Raw genomic sequence first — 13416 nt, forward strand, 5'->3', positions numbered from 1 at the left:
CGCGGCGCAAGGCTATGGGCTGCCGGGACTTTCGACAAGGGGTTTGGAAAGGGGCTTTATAAAGTGCTCGCCCTGGAAGGAGTGGAGGTGGCCGGGCGTGGCCTGCTCATGATGCCTCAGGTCGGGTGCGCCGACCTCACCGGTGTGTCAGTCCCGGTCCTCGACGGAGCCGCCCGTCGGGCGGGCGGCCCCCTCGCCCGGGCGGCTCGCGCCGGCGACCGCGGCGGACAGCTGTCGCTGCACCTGCTCCGGCAGGGTGCTGCCGCCCACGGTGCCCACCAGGTCCTGCGCCAGGTGGTGCAGCTTGGTGTTGGTGTTCTGGGAAGTCCTGACCAGCACGCTCCAGGCCGCCTCGGGGGTCAGGTTGAAGGACGCCATCAGGATGCCGCGGGCCAGGTCGATGGCGGGCCGGGTCTGCATGGCGCGGCGCAGCTGGGCGACTTCGGCGCGGAGCTCCTGGCTGTTCTCCTCCGGCGCACCGGTGTCGGGCCGCGCCGGGGGTGCGGGGCGCTTTGGCCGGGCGGAGTCGGTGAACAGCTCCCGCGTGCCGGTCAGGTCGAGAAGGCGCTCGACGGCGACGCCGCAGGACTGGATGGTGACCGTCTTGCCCTGGTCGACCGCGCGTGTGCGCAGATCGAGCAGCGCGTTGAGGCCGGAGCAGTCGCAGAACCCGACGGCGTCCAGACGCAGGTCGACGCCGCCGCCCGACAGGGTGAGCATGTCGTACAGCTCGGGCAGCAACCGCCTGCTGCCCAGGTCGAGTTCGCCCCACATCGACACGGTCATGCGGTCGCCGTCCGGAACGACGTCCATGGTCGCCATGCAGGGCGGGACCGCCGCCGGCGCACTGTCGTCCGCCGTGGGTACGGCGTCCTCCTGCGGGTATGACCGCACAGAGTACGCAGGCTCCGGCATGGCTCTGGTCTCCCTCGTTCTTTCGCCTTGCCTCCGCTTCCAGCGTTGCCCCTCTACCCCATACACGTCAATCGATACATGAAACGGAGTACGTGTTTTTGGGTGCATGAATGTTCGGTCGCTAGAGTTGGGGCATGGATGGAGTGCCGGAGCCACACAGCGGATGGACGTTCCTCACCAACCACGCCCGCGTGCTGGCCGCCATTGCCGACGATCACAGTGTTCGTATCCGGGACATCGCGGCCCACTGCCGGCTCACCGAGCGAGCGGTGCAGAAGATCATCGCCGACCTGGAGCAGGACGGGTACCTCTCCCACACCCGGGAGGGACGCAGCAACACCTACCGGATCGACCCCGGCAAGGTGCTGCGCCACCCGGCCGAGGCGGGTCTGACCGTGGCGTCACTGCTCTCTCTGCTCATCCAGGCCGAGGCCGACCGCGCCCCGGCCCCGGGCGGCCAGCCGCACGCCACGACCTGACCTCCCGGCGGCCCGCCCCGGGGCGGCGGCCCTACGCCGGGGCCAGCACCTCCCGCACGAAGGCGTTGGCGAACTTCCCCTCCGGGTCCAGCTCCCGCGTCAGCCTCCGGAAATCATCCAGCCGGGGATACAGCCCGCGCAGGACGGGGGCGGGCACCGTGAACACCTTCCCCCAGTGCGGCCGTGCCTCGAAGGGCTCCAGCGCCTCTTCGACCAGCCGGACCACCGGCAGCACCGCCTGTGCGTCCTCGACCCACGTGAAGTGCACCGCGACGGTGTCGCGCCCGTAGGACGGGCTCAGCCACTGGTCGTCGCCGGCGACCGTGCGCACCTCACAGGTCTGCAGGACGGGGGCGACCGTCTCCCGGATCGCGTCGAGCGCGTGCAGCATCCGCACGGCGTGCCCGCGCGGCAGCAGGTACTCCGACTGCAGCTCCGCCCCGCTGCTCGGGACGAACTCCGCCCGGAAGTGCGGCAGCCGCTGGTGCCACGGCCCCGGCACACCGAACTGCTCGGTGCAGTTGACCGCGGGCATGCCCGGCACCGGGTGCATCTTCTCCGTCGCGGGGGCGGCCCAGGGGAACGCGGGCAGCGGCTGGTCGGTACGCCGCTTGAGCCACACCTGCCGGAAGCCCGGCTCCCGCCAGTCGGTGAACAGGCTGACGCTGTACCCCGTCGCCATCACCGTCTCGAACGCACCGGAGTCCAGTCCCTCCAGCGGCAGTTCGGTGAACACGTGCTGCTCGACCTCGAAGGCCGGCTCCAGGTCCAGAATGAGCGCGGTGACGACCCCGAGCGCGCCGAGCGACGTGACGGCGCCGCCGAACCGCTCTTCGTCCCGGCCTGTGGTCACCGCCGAGCCGTCGGCCGTGACCAGCTCCATCTCGCGCACGGACACCGACAGCGGCCCGTTGAGCACCCCCGAGCCGTGAGTGCCCGTCGCGACCGACCCGGCCACCGAGATGTGCGGCAGGGACGCCATGTTGTGCAGCGCGAGTCCCTGGCCGTGCACCCGGCGGGCCAGTTCCGCGTAGCGCACGCCGCCGCCGACCCGGACCGTCCGGGCCGCCGTGTCGACGTCGATCTCCGGTGGCAGGTCGGCAAGCGACAGCAGAACGCCCTCGGGGCCCGGTGCGGCGATCTCGTTGAACGAGTGCCCGCTGCCCAGCACCCGCACCCGGTCGCTGCCCCCGACGAGCGCGCGCAGCGCGGCGAGCGAGCCGGGCCGGTGCAGTTCCTTGGCCGCGTAGGTGATGTTGCCCGCCCAGTTGGTCACGGTCTCGTGCATCCGCGTCGTCCTTCCCCGAGGCAGCGGGGACCTGGAAGTCCCCGCCGGAACCTACCCCGGCCCCGGCGTCCATTGCCGCCGCGGCCCGGCCCGGCCTACCGTGGGCCATCGTAGAGAGCGGTTTCTACCGCATCCGCAGTCACCCATCCGCTTCTCCCGTGTCCGCCGAGCCGGAAGGTCACCCCCTTGAGCCAGCGCCCCCAGGCACTGTTCGCCATGGCCGCCGAGAACGTGCCGCAGGTCTTCCCGCCCGAGGTGCTGGCGCGGCTGCGCACGTCCGTGGACATCGAACCGGACCTCGTGGCCGAGTACTTCACCGACCCGCGCGTCCTCGACACGCTGGCCCGGGCCGAGATCCTGGTGACCGGCTGGGGGTGCCCCCGGCTCGACGAGACGGTCCTCGACGCCGCTCCCCGGCTGCGGGCGGTGCTGCACTCGGCCGGATCCGTGAAGTCCTTCGCCACCCCCGCCCTGTGGGAGCGCGACATCGCCGTCTCCTCGGCGGCCGTCGCCAACGCGCTGCCGGTCGCCGAGTACACCCTCGCCATGATCCTGCTCGCCGGGAAGGACGTCCTCGCCGCCCGCGAACGGATGCGCACCACCCGCGCCTCCGCCGGCTGGGGCGTCATCCCCGGCATCGGCAACTACGGCCGCCGGGTCGGCGTCATCGGCGCCTCCCGCATCGGCCGCCGCGTCCTCGAACTGCTCCGCCCCTTCGACCTGCGGCCCGTCCTCAGCGACCCGTACGTCGACGAACGCAGGGCCGCGGCGCTCGGCGTCCCCCTGCTGCCCCTGGACGAGCTGCTGCGCACGTCCGGCATCGTCACCGTGCACGCCCCGCAGACGCCCGAGACCCACCGCATGATCGGCCGCCGTGAGCTGGCCCTGATGCCCGACGGGGCGGTGCTGATCAACACCGCGCGCGGCGCGCTGGTCGACCACGACGCCCTCGTGGCGGAGCTGCGCACCGGTCGCCTGACCGCGATCCTCGACGTCACCGACCCGGAGCCGCTCCCCGCCGACTCGCCCCTCTACGACCTGCCCGGCGCCTTCGTCACCCCGCACCTCGCGGGTTCCCAGGGCAACGAGCTGGCCCGGCTCGGCCTGACGGTCGCCGAGGAGGCGGAACGGCTGCTGGCCGGCGAGAAGCCGGCGTACGCGGTCGACTGGGCGGCGCTGGAACGCGAAGCCTGACCCACGCCCCCTGCCAAACCATCGCGAACGGGGCATTCCGTCGGCTCAGGGGGACCCGGTACCGGCCGCGTGCACCGATGGGCATACCGTGAGGAGTCGTACGTCCGAACCGGGAGGAGCAACGGGATGGGCAGCCGTACCGCGCTGGTCGAGGATCTGATGGAGCGGTTCCCGCACGTGCCGCGGGAGGCCGTCTTCAAGGAGGACCTGCTCCGCGGCGGCGTCGCCTTCGACCCGTCCGCGCTCAGCGACAACGAGGGCGGAGAGGTCAAGCCGAAGTCGTACTTCATCTTCTCGTTCGACCACGGCACCCTGCCCGAGCTGGGCGAGGCCGCGCTGCGCCGCCCGCCGGAGGAGATCATCCTCACCGGCGGCCCGTACGACCTGCGCCGCACCGTCGTCTCGGTGCGGGTGAACCCGTCCTCGCCCTACCGCGTCGCGGCGAACGAGGACGGCGTGCTCGGCCTCTACCTCGACGGCAAGCGGATCTCCGATGTCGGCGTGCCGCCGATGCCCGAGTACTACCGGCACACCCTCGCCAGCGGGAAGTCGGTCATGGAGGTCGCCCCGACCATCCAGTGGGGCTACCTGATCTACCTGACCGTCTTCCGGGTCTGCCAGTACTTCGGCGCCAAGGAGGAGTGCCAGTACTGCGACATCAACCACAACTGGCGCCAGCACAAGGCGGCCGGGCGGCCGTACACGGGCGTGAAGGAGGTCGACGAGGTCCTGGAGGCGCTGGAGATCATCAACCGGTACGACACCGCGAAGGCGTCGACCGCGTACACGCTCACCGGCGGCGCCATCACCTCCAAGCTGCAGGGCCGCGACGAGGCCGACTTCTACGGCATGTACGCCAAGGCCATCGAGGAGCACTTCCCGGGCCGCTGGATCGGCAAGGTCGTCGCGCAGGCGCTGCCCAAGGACGACGTGCAGCGCTTCAAGGACTACGGCGTGCAGATCTACCACCCCAACTACGAGGTGTGGGACCGCCGCCTGTTCGAGCTGTACTGCCCGGGCAAGGAGCGTTACGTCGGCCGCGACGAGTGGCACAAGCGCATCCTCGACTCGGCCGAGGTCTTCGGCGCCCGCAACGTCATCCCCAACTTCGTGGCCGGCGTGGAGATGGCGGCGCCCTCCGGTTTCACGACCGTCGACGAGGCCATCGCGTCCACCACCGAGGGCCTGCGCTTCTTCATGTCGCACGGCATCACGCCCCGCTTCACCACCTGGTGCCCGGAGCCCACGACGCCGCTCGGCAAGGCCAACCCGCAGGGCGCGCCGCTGGAGTACCACATCCGCCTGCTCCAGGCGTACCGGCAGACCATGGAGGACTTCGGCCTCTCCTCGCCCCCCGGTTACGGCCCGCCCGGCGCCGGCAACGCGGTCTTCTCCGTCAGCTCCTTCATGGACAGCCTGCCGGCCGACGAACCCACCGCCGTCCGATAACGGTTCGATGACGTCGTCGCCCGGGACGGCAGGACATTGAGTCACAGGGCGGCCGCACCCGTATGACACTCCGAGGCCGGAGCCATGGGGGTGCGGCCGCCCTGTCCTGATATCTGAACAGGGCGCTTGTCAGTTGTGTGGGAGGCGTGAAAAGCTCTTGCACTGCCGCGAGGTTCCCCCCAACTCCAATGCCGATGTGGTGAGTTGACCTCGCCTGTCCACGCAGGAGACTCATGCCCGACCTGCCGACCCCTCAGGACGCCTCCGAGGCCGCGCTGTTCTCCGAGTGCTGGGACGCGGTCCTCGCGTACGCGGATCTGTGCACGTCCGGTTCCACGGCCGCCGCACAGCTGGGCCGCGAGGCGTTCGCACACGGCATACGTGAGGCCCGCGCCGCCGACACCGGCCCGGCCCGCGGCACCGGCCGCCGCCCGGCCCGGCTGCCCCGCATACCCCTGCTGCTGACCTCCGTGCGCACCACCGCCGCGGCCTGGGAGGAGGAGGGGCAGGGCCACAAACTCGACCCCGACCTGCGCCTGTGGCTCAACTCGGACAAGGCCGCCCGCTACACCGGCCCGCCCCTGCAGCGCCCGCTCGCGCTGCGCGGTCTGCGTGACCTCCAGCAGGCGGACGCCGAGCTGCTGTGGTTCACCGAGGTGGAGGCGCTGCCGCTGACCCTGGTCGCCGGCCGCCTGGGCCTCGACCCGGCCGGCGCCGCCGAGGAACTCCAGCAGGTGCGCACCCTGTTCCGGGACCGCTGCCACCGCAACCACCTCGACACGCCGATGGATGCCCGGTGCCGCAGCTACGCCCGGCTCCTGGACGCCGTCACCCGCTCCTCCGCCGCCGAGACCCCCGGCGACCTCTCCCGGCACCTCGCCACCTGCGTGCAGTGCGCCGAGGCCGCCGCCTGCCTGCGCCTGCACGGCGGAGCCCTGCCCGGGGCGCTGGCCGGCGGCGTGATCGGCTGGGGCGGCCTCGCCTACCTGGAGCGCCGCCGTCGCGCCGCCGAGGTACGGCTCGGCGCCGGCCGCCCCGGCTCCGCGGACAAGACGGCCGGAGCACCGGAGGACGGGGAGCAGAAGGCGCGCGTCGCCCGCAACAGCCTTCTCGTCGCCGCGGTCCTGGTCTCCGTGCTGGCCCTCGGCGTCTCACTGATGCCCTTCGGCGGCGGAGGCGACGACCTCGGCGCAACCGGGGGCGCCGACCGCCAGCCGGTGGCCGACCCCGCGCCGCCGCTGCCGTCCGCCCCGTCCCTGCCGCCCGCGACCTCGAAGCCGGCCGAACGGACCACCCAGGCCACGAAGAAGCCGGAGAAGTCCGGCAAGCCGGAGGGCGAGAACCGCCACACCGAACCGCAGGGCACCTCCTCGCCCACCGCCCGGACCGAACCCGGCGAGAGCGCGGACCCCGTCTGCCGGGTCGAGTACGACCTGGTCAACCAGTGGCCCGACGGTTTCCAGGCCACCGTCACCGTCACCAGCGCCGAGTCCCTCGACTCCTGGCGCGTCGCCTGGTCCTTCCGGGACGGCCAGCGGGTCGGCCAGATCTGGGACGCCTCCGTCTCCCAGGACGGCTCCCGCGTCACCGCCACCGCCGCGGACTACAACAAGTCGGTCCCCGCGGGCGGCGACCTGGCCTTCGGCTTCATCTCCTCCTGGCGGGGCAAGAACTCACCGCCGTACGACTTCGAGCTGAACGGCCAGGCCTGCGCGAAGAGCAAGTGACGGACCACCCGCCCGTCAGGCTGCGAGCGGCACTTGCTCGCCCTCTTCCGCACCCTGGTACCGGCCTAATTCCGTGGCGCCCGACGGGCGTACGCCTCTATGGTGGGGGCGAATCGCGCGGCAGCCTGTTGCTGCCGCCGTCGGCTGTGTGACGAGCAGGAGGTGTGATCGATGGCTGTCTCTGAGATGGGCGCTGCCCGCATCCGGAAGTTCATCAAGTCCACCTCCGTGGCCTCCGGCTGACCTCCTCCTCTCAGCGCCTTCGAGCGCGGTGCCGGGGCCACCCTTGTGAAGGGTCACCCCTTGTCTTTCTCTTCTCTCCCGGGTTCGTCCTCGTCCACCTCGCATCCGCTCCAGCCGTACGGCTGGGACGCGGGCTGGGAGACCGAGTTCGGCCCGTACGAGGCCGAAGGCCTGCTCCCCGGCCGGGTCGTCCGGGTCGACCGCGGGCAGTGCGACGTCGTCACCGCCGACGGGCCGCTGCGCGCCGACACCGCGTTCGTCACCCCGCACGACCCCCTGCGCGTCGTCTGCACCGGCGACTGGGTCGCCGTCGAACCCGGAGGCAACCCGCGCTACGTCCGCACCTGCCTGCCGCGGCGCACCGCCTTCGTCCGCTCCACCTCCTCCCAGCGGTCCGAGGGGCAGATCCTCGCGGCCAACGTCGACCACGCCGTCATCGCCGTGTCCCTCGCGGTCGAACTGGATCTCGGCCGTATCGAGCGCTTCCTCGCGCTCGCCTGGGAATCCGGGGCCCAGCCCGTCGTCGCCCTCACCAAGGCCGACCTCGTGCCGGACGCCGTGACCCTCTCGTACCTCGTCCAGGACGTGGAGACGAGCGCGCCCGGCGTGGCGGTCGTGCCCGTCAGCTCCGTCGGCGGGGAGGGGCTCGACACCCTCGCCGCGATCGTCGGCGGGGGGACGTCCGTACTGCTCGGGCAGTCCGGCGCCGGTAAATCGACCCTCGCCAACGCGCTGCTCGGCGAGGACGTCATGGACGTCCAGGCCACCCGGGACGTCGACGGCAAGGGCCGCCACACCACGACCACCCGCAACCTGCTCGCCCTGCCGGGCGGCGGTGTCCTGATCGACACCCCCGGCCTGCGCGGCGTCGGCCTGTGGGACGCCGAGACCGGCGTCGGTCAGGTGTTCTCCGAGATCGCCGCGCTGGCCGAGCGCTGCCGCTTCCACGACTGCGCCCACGAGGCCGAGCCGGGATGCGCCGTGCTGGCCGCCATCGACACCGGTGAGCTGCCGGAGCGACGGCTGCAGAGCTACCGCAAGCTCCAGCGGGAGAACCAGCGCATCGTCGCCAAGACCGACGCCCGCCTCCGGGCCGAGATCCGCAAGGACTGGAAGCGGAAGGGGGCGATGGGCAAGGCCGCGATGGAGGCCAAGCGGGGAGCGAACTGGCGTTCCTGACCGCTCCCCGTCCCACCGCCCGGCCTCCGGTCCGATCGCCGTGTCCGATCGCCGTGTCCGATTTCCGCCAGCGGCCGCCCGGCCGACGGCGGAGACTGGACGGGTGATGGACCAGGGAACGGACGAAGACACCAGGTACGAGGCCGTACGCGGCCGCGACGCCCGTTTCGACGGCGTGTTCTTCTTCGCCGTCGAAACGACCGGCATCTACTGCCGGCCGAGCTGCCCCGCGGTCACCCCGAAGCGATCCAACGTACGGTTCTTCGCCACGGCCGCCGCCGCGCAGGGCTCGGGTTTCCGGGCCTGCCGGCGGTGCCGCCCGGACGCCGTGCCCGGCTCCGCCGAGTGGAACGTCCGCGCGGACGTGGTGGGCCGGGCCGTACGGCTGATCGCCGACGGCGTGGTCGACCGGGAAGGCGTCGCCGGGCTCGCCGGACGCCTCGGCTACAGCGCACGGCAGGTGCAGCGGCAGCTCACCGCCGAACTCGGCGCCGGGCCCGTCGCCCTCGCCCGGGCCCAGCGGGCCCACACCGCACGCGTCCTGGTGCAGACCACCGACCTGCCGATCACCGAGATCGCGTTCGCCTCGGGCTTCGCCAGCGTGCGGCAGTTCAACGACACGATCCGGGCGGTGTACGCGTCGACCCCGAGCGAGCTGCGCACTGCCGCGCCTAAGGCCGGCCGGGGCCGCCGCGCGGCCACCCCCGACGCCGGCATCCCGCTCCGGCTCGCCCACCGCGGCCCCTACCAGGCCGGACCCGTCTTCGACCTGCTGGAACGCGAGGCCGTACCCGGCATCGAAGACGTGAGCGGCCCGCCCGGCACCCGCACCTACCGGCGCACCCTCCGCCTCCCGTACGGCACCGGCATCGTCGCCGTCGACGAACGTCCGGGCACCGCCCGGACCGGGTCCGGCGCCCACCCGGGCGGCTGGCTCGACGCCCGGCTGCACCTCACCGACCCGCGCGACCTCACCACGGCCGTCCAGCGGCTGCGGCGGCTGTTCGACCTCGACGCCGACCCCTACGCCGTCGACGAGCGCCTCGCCGCCGACCCGCGGCTCGCCCCCCTGGTCGCCGCCCGGCCCGGGCTGCGCTCACCGGGCACCGCCGACCCGCAGGAACTCGCGGTGCGCGCGCTGACCGGCCGCACGGAGGCGGAACGGCTCGTACACCGCTACGGCAAGGCCCTCGACGCCCCCTGCGGCAGCCTCACCCACCTCTTCCCCGAGCCGGCCGTCCTCGCCGGGGCCGAACCCGGCGGCACCCTCGGCGCGCTCACCGCCGCCCTCGCCGACCACGCCGTACGGCTCGACCCGGGCGCCGACCGGGACGACGCGCGGGACGCCCTGCGTGCCGTGCCCGGCCTGGACGCCCGTACGGTGGCCGAGATCCGCACCCGCGCCCTCGGCGACCCGGACGTGGCGCCGCCCGGCCATGACGTCCCCGACCACTGGCGCCCCTGGCGCTCGTACGCCGTGAACCACCTGCGCACAGCAGGGGAGTGGGAGTTTCGATGACCGACCCGACCTACTGGACGAGCGTGACCGGCCCCCTCGGGCCGCTGCTCCTCACCGCCGCCCCGACCGGCGAGCTGACCTCCCTGTCCGTGCCCGGCCAGAAGGGCGGACGCGAGGTGCGGGACGGCTGGCGGCGCGACCCCGGCCCCTTCCGGGAGGCCGAGGAGCAGCTCGCCGCCTACTTCGCCGGGGAACTGAAGGAGTTCCGCCTGGCCTGGCGGGCCGAGGGCACCGCCTTCCGCGAGAAGGTCTGGGCCGCGCTGGACGACATCCCCTACGGCTCGACCACGACCTACGGCGAGATCGCCGCGCGCATCGGGGCGCCCCGGGCGGCCGTGCGGGCCGTCGGCGGTGCGATCGGCGCGAATCCGCTGCTGGTGGTCCGCCCGTGCCATCGTGTGATCGGGGCGGACGGCGCGCTGACCGGCTACGCGGGGGGTCTGGACCGCAAGGTGCGGCTGCTGACGCACGAGGGTGTGCTGACCGCGTAGGACACGGCCCAGGAGGCTCAGCCCCAGAAGACCGCGCCCACCCAGGCCGCCGCGATCAGCAGGCAGGTGAACAGTTCGGCCAGGATGCCGGAGCCGCCCGCGCGCATGACCGTGCGCAGGGCGGCGACCGCGTCCGCGTGGCGGCCGAGCCGGACCCGTTCGAAGAGGTAGACACCGGCCAGGAATCCCGGGATCGCGCCCAGTACGGGGACCAGGACGAACCCGAGCAGGGAACCGGCTCCGGCGCAGGCCAGCATGCGGCGGGTGGTGGCGTTCATCCGCAGCCGCCGGGGCGGCAACGACCAGCGGACGGCCTGGGAGACGAGCAGCAGCACCGTGGCCCCGACCAGCACCCACCAGGTGACGGGCCGCGGATCCTTCAGCGCCCACCACAGGACCGCGGCCCACACCAGCAACGATCCCGGCATGGCGGGCAGCAGCACTCCGCACAGCCCGAGCAGGATGACCAGCCCGACCAGCAGGAGGTCCCACACTCCCATCTGACCAGCCTGCCGGAAGGCGAGGGAACGCGCAGGTCAGGAGCGTGTCAGGGGACCGGACCCGCAGGTCAGCCGCCCGCCGCCGACCGGGCCCACGTTTTCGTATGACCGTTCTACGGCTCACTCGACGTGCCGTTCACCGCCCCGCGACGGGCCGGTTTTTTCCACAAGCCCCGTTTTCATCCGGCTCGTGCGGTGGACAATCAGGGCATGAGTCAGCAGGGGGGAAGGCCCACCGGTCACGAGGACGACTGGTGGAGGGAGTTGTACGACGACTCCACCGACGACACGGGCCCCACACCGGCACGCGATTCCCTCGACGACCGGTTCGCGTCGGCGTCGGGAGCCGTGGGAGACGGGGCGGAGGAGCGAACCCGGCCCCCGGACCGGCCGGCGGGACGGCCCTTCGGCGCGGAGCCGACGGTTCCGGCGCCCCGGACCGGGGCCGACGACGTACGGGACACGCCGCGCCCGAGCGGTCGGACCCCGCACCGCGCCCCCTGGGAGCCGCCGCCGGCCCGGCCCCCCGGCCCCACGAGTTTCCCGACCGCGGCGAATCCGCCGGGGCACACCGGGCAGCCACCCGGCCGCGCCCTCATGGAAGGACGCCCGGGCGACGCAGTCCCGCCGACCGGTCCCCGCAGGCCTCCGGCCACGAGCCCGCCCGCGGCCGACCCCGGCGGGCCTTCGGGCGCGGGTGCGGGTGACGGGCCCTCGTCCTCATCCGGCCCGGGTTCGCCCTCGGATGCGCGCCCGGGCGCGGCCGATTCCGGTGGGCCTGCGCGTGCGGGGGCAGGTGGTGGGCCCTCGTCCTCATCCGGCCCGGGTTCGCCTTCGGATGCGCGCCCGGGCGCTGCCGATTCCGGTGGGCCTGCGCGTGCGGGGGCAGGTGGTGGGCCCTCGTCCTCAGCCGTCCCTCCTGCGCCCTCGGGCGCGCGCCCTCCCGCGGCCGGCCCCGGCAGGCCCTCGGGTGGGTGGCCGGGTGACGTGCCCCCGCCCTCAGCCGGCCCGCGTACGCCTCCGGAGAGCCCCGGGCAGCCCCCCGCCCCCGGCACTCGGCCGGCTCCGGTTCCTCCGCCCCCCGCGGCCCCTCCGGCCTGGCCGGCCGCGGCTGCGGACCCACCCGGCAACCTCACGCCCGCGGCCCCTGCCACCGAGCCCGGCGGAGCCGCGTCGCCCGCCGCCGGCTTCGGGGAGGCCCCGTACCCGGCCCCGGCCCCGGCCGACCGGCCACCCGTGCCGCCGCGCCCCGCCGTACCGCCCGCACCGTCGCCCCCGACCGACCAGCGGCCGCCCGTGCCTCCCGGCCCCGGTATCGAGCCGTCGAACCCGGCTGATCGGACGCCCGAGCCGCCGGACCCACCCGCCACCGACCGGATCGAGCGCCCCGCACCCGCCCCCCGGTCCCGTGGCCACGTCGGCACCCGGCCCCCCACCTACGACGCCGAACCCACCGCCCTCCCGGCCGCCGATCCGGACGATCTCGACGATCTCGTGGCGGACACCGTGCTGGACGGGGCCCGGTACGGGTCATGCACGCTGCGGGCCGTTTCCGTGCGGGGGGACTCCGCGCGGTACCGGGGCGAGCCCCGCCGGGACGCGCTGCTCACCGCCCGGTTCGGCACGGGGGAGCACGCGCTGCTGCTGGTGGCGATGGCGACCGGGGCCCGGGCCACGCCGGGCGCGCACCGGGCCGCCGCCGAGGCCTGTCACTGGATCGGGCGGGCCGTCGGCCGCAGCCACGCACGGCTCGTCGAGGACATAAGGGACGGCCGCCGCGGTGACCTGAAGTCCGGGCTGCACCGCCTCACCGACCGCAGCCTCGGCAAGCTCCGGGCCAGCGCCTCCGAGCAGGGCGTCGACCCCGGCGAGTACGCGGCCAGCCTGCGCTGCCTGCTGCTGTCGGCCGACCCCGGGTGCCGTACGCGGGTGTTCTTCGGTGTCGGGCCGGGCGGGCTGTTCCGGTTGCGGGAGGGCGAGTGGCAGGACATCGAGCCGCAGGCCGCCGAGGCCAAGGGCGAACCGGTCCTGGGCTTCGGCTCACCGCCCCCGGAGACGCCCGAGGGCGACCGGCTCACCATGGACCTGGGCATCCCGACCCCGCCCAGTCCGTACGAACCGGCCCCGGAGCCGCCTCGCGAGCCCTTCCGCTTCCGGACCTCCGTCGCCCGCCCGGGTGACACGCTCCTGATGTGCAGCGCCGGCCTCGCCGACCCCCTGCGCGGCGAGCCCGAACTGGGCGAGTACCTCGCCGAGCGCTGGTCCCGCCCCGAGCCGCCCGGCCTCGCGGCCTTCCTCGCCGACTCCCAAGTCCGGGTCAAGGGTTATGCGGACGACCGTACGGCCGCCGCCGTGTGGGAGGCGTGAGCGCGACCGGTGTGACTTGATGGAACCCGGAGGGATCCCAGGAGACCGAAGGGGCAGACGAGAGC

General features: G+C 73.7%; 11 protein-coding genes. 8 read left to right on the forward strand and 3 right to left on the reverse strand.

Features of this window, described 5'->3' with window-relative positions; all coding sequences use genetic code 11:
• Window positions 1-147: 147 nt before the first annotated feature.
• Window positions 148-915: an ANTAR domain-containing protein gene (locus A4E84_RS31680; protein WP_079129189.1), complete on the reverse strand. Its 768-nt coding sequence runs from the start codon at window positions 913-915 to the stop codon at window positions 148-150.
• 134 nt (window positions 916-1049) lie between these two features.
• Between A4E84_RS31680 and A4E84_RS31685 the strand changes: the two genes are divergently transcribed.
• On the forward strand, window positions 1050-1394 hold the full coding sequence (locus A4E84_RS31685) for a helix-turn-helix transcriptional regulator (RefSeq protein WP_062929829.1): 345 nt from the start codon (window positions 1050-1052) through the stop codon (window positions 1392-1394).
• A gap of 31 nt (window positions 1395-1425) precedes the next feature.
• Here A4E84_RS31685 and A4E84_RS31690 read toward each other — a convergent pair whose 3' ends face one another.
• Window positions 1426-2682 carry a D-arabinono-1,4-lactone oxidase gene (locus A4E84_RS31690; RefSeq protein WP_062929830.1) on the reverse strand — a complete coding sequence of 419 codons (1257 nt, stop codon included), beginning with the start codon at window positions 2680-2682 and terminating at the stop codon, window positions 1426-1428.
• Window positions 2683-2868: 186 nt separating this feature from the next.
• Between A4E84_RS31690 and A4E84_RS31695 the strand changes: the two genes are divergently transcribed.
• The 6 genes from A4E84_RS31695 (at window position 2869) to A4E84_RS31720 (ending at window position 10484) form a co-directional block, all read left to right on the forward strand.
• Window positions 2869-3876, forward strand: coding sequence for a hydroxyacid dehydrogenase (locus A4E84_RS31695; RefSeq protein WP_062929831.1), 1008 nt, complete (start codon window positions 2869-2871; stop codon window positions 3874-3876).
• Window positions 3877-4002: 126 nt separating this feature from the next.
• Window positions 4003-5325, forward strand: coding sequence for a radical SAM protein (locus A4E84_RS31700; RefSeq protein ID WP_062929832.1), 1323 nt, complete (start codon window positions 4003-4005; stop codon window positions 5323-5325).
• Between the two features lie 233 nt (window positions 5326-5558).
• Window positions 5559-7052: a cellulose-binding domain-containing protein gene (locus A4E84_RS31705; protein ID WP_062929833.1), complete on the forward strand. Its 1494-nt coding sequence runs from the start codon at window positions 5559-5561 to the stop codon at window positions 7050-7052.
• A 303-nt stretch (window positions 7053-7355) separates the two neighbouring features.
• The gene (rsgA, locus tag A4E84_RS31710; protein ID WP_062929834.1) at window positions 7356-8474 is read left to right on the forward strand and encodes a ribosome small subunit-dependent GTPase A; all 1119 of its coding nucleotides are present in this window, start codon (window positions 7356-7358) and stop codon (window positions 8472-8474) included.
• 106 nt (window positions 8475-8580) lie between these two features.
• Window positions 8581-9993 carry a DNA-3-methyladenine glycosylase 2 family protein gene (locus tag A4E84_RS31715; protein ID WP_062929835.1) on the forward strand — a complete coding sequence of 471 codons (1413 nt, stop codon included), beginning with the start codon at window positions 8581-8583 and terminating at the stop codon, window positions 9991-9993.
• The gene (locus tag A4E84_RS31720) at window positions 9990-10484 is read left to right on the forward strand and encodes a methylated-DNA--[protein]-cysteine S-methyltransferase (protein WP_062929836.1); all 495 of its coding nucleotides are present in this window, start codon (window positions 9990-9992) and stop codon (window positions 10482-10484) included. The genes A4E84_RS31715 and A4E84_RS31720 overlap by 4 nt, the downstream gene beginning before the upstream one ends.
• Window positions 10485-10501: 17 nt before the next feature.
• On the opposite strand, the gene A4E84_RS31725 is transcribed toward A4E84_RS31720, so the two are convergent.
• Window positions 10502-10984, reverse strand: a complete 483-nt coding sequence (locus A4E84_RS31725; protein ID WP_062929837.1) for a DUF456 domain-containing protein — start codon at window positions 10982-10984, stop codon at window positions 10502-10504.
• Window positions 10985-11194: 210 nt separating this feature from the next.
• Between A4E84_RS31725 and A4E84_RS44805 the strand changes: the two genes are divergently transcribed.
• Complete coding sequence (locus A4E84_RS44805; protein ID WP_079129190.1) at window positions 11195-13351, forward strand: protein phosphatase 2C domain-containing protein; 2157 nt, start codon at window positions 11195-11197, stop codon at window positions 13349-13351.
• Window positions 13352-13416 lie beyond the last annotated feature (65 nt).

Source organism: Streptomyces qaidamensis (assembly GCF_001611795.1).
GTDB lineage: Bacteria > Actinomycetota > Actinomycetes > Streptomycetales > Streptomycetaceae > Streptomyces > Streptomyces qaidamensis.

Coding starts and splice junctions, on each gene's coding strand:
- A4E84_RS44805 (WP_079129190.1), top strand. CDS start 11,195: ATGAGTCAGCAGGGGGGAAGGCCCACCGGTCACGAGGACGACTGGTGG.
- A4E84_RS31720 (WP_062929836.1), top strand. CDS start 9,990: ATGACCGACCCGACCTACTGGACGAGCGTGACCGGCCCCCTCGGGCCG.
- A4E84_RS31705 (WP_062929833.1), top strand. CDS start 5,559: ATGCCCGACCTGCCGACCCCTCAGGACGCCTCCGAGGCCGCGCTGTTC.
- A4E84_RS31700 (WP_062929832.1), top strand. CDS start 4,003: ATGGGCAGCCGTACCGCGCTGGTCGAGGATCTGATGGAGCGGTTCCCG.
- A4E84_RS31680 (WP_079129189.1), bottom strand. CDS start 915: ATGCCGGAGCCTGCGTACTCTGTGCGGTCATACCCGCAGGAGGACGCC.
- A4E84_RS31690 (WP_062929830.1), bottom strand. CDS start 2,682: ATGCACGAGACCGTGACCAACTGGGCGGGCAACATCACCTACGCGGCC.
- A4E84_RS31685 (WP_062929829.1), top strand. CDS start 1,050: ATGGATGGAGTGCCGGAGCCACACAGCGGATGGACGTTCCTCACCAAC.
- A4E84_RS31725 (WP_062929837.1), bottom strand. CDS start 10,984: ATGGGAGTGTGGGACCTCCTGCTGGTCGGGCTGGTCATCCTGCTCGGG.
- A4E84_RS31715 (WP_062929835.1), top strand. CDS start 8,581: ATGGACCAGGGAACGGACGAAGACACCAGGTACGAGGCCGTACGCGGC.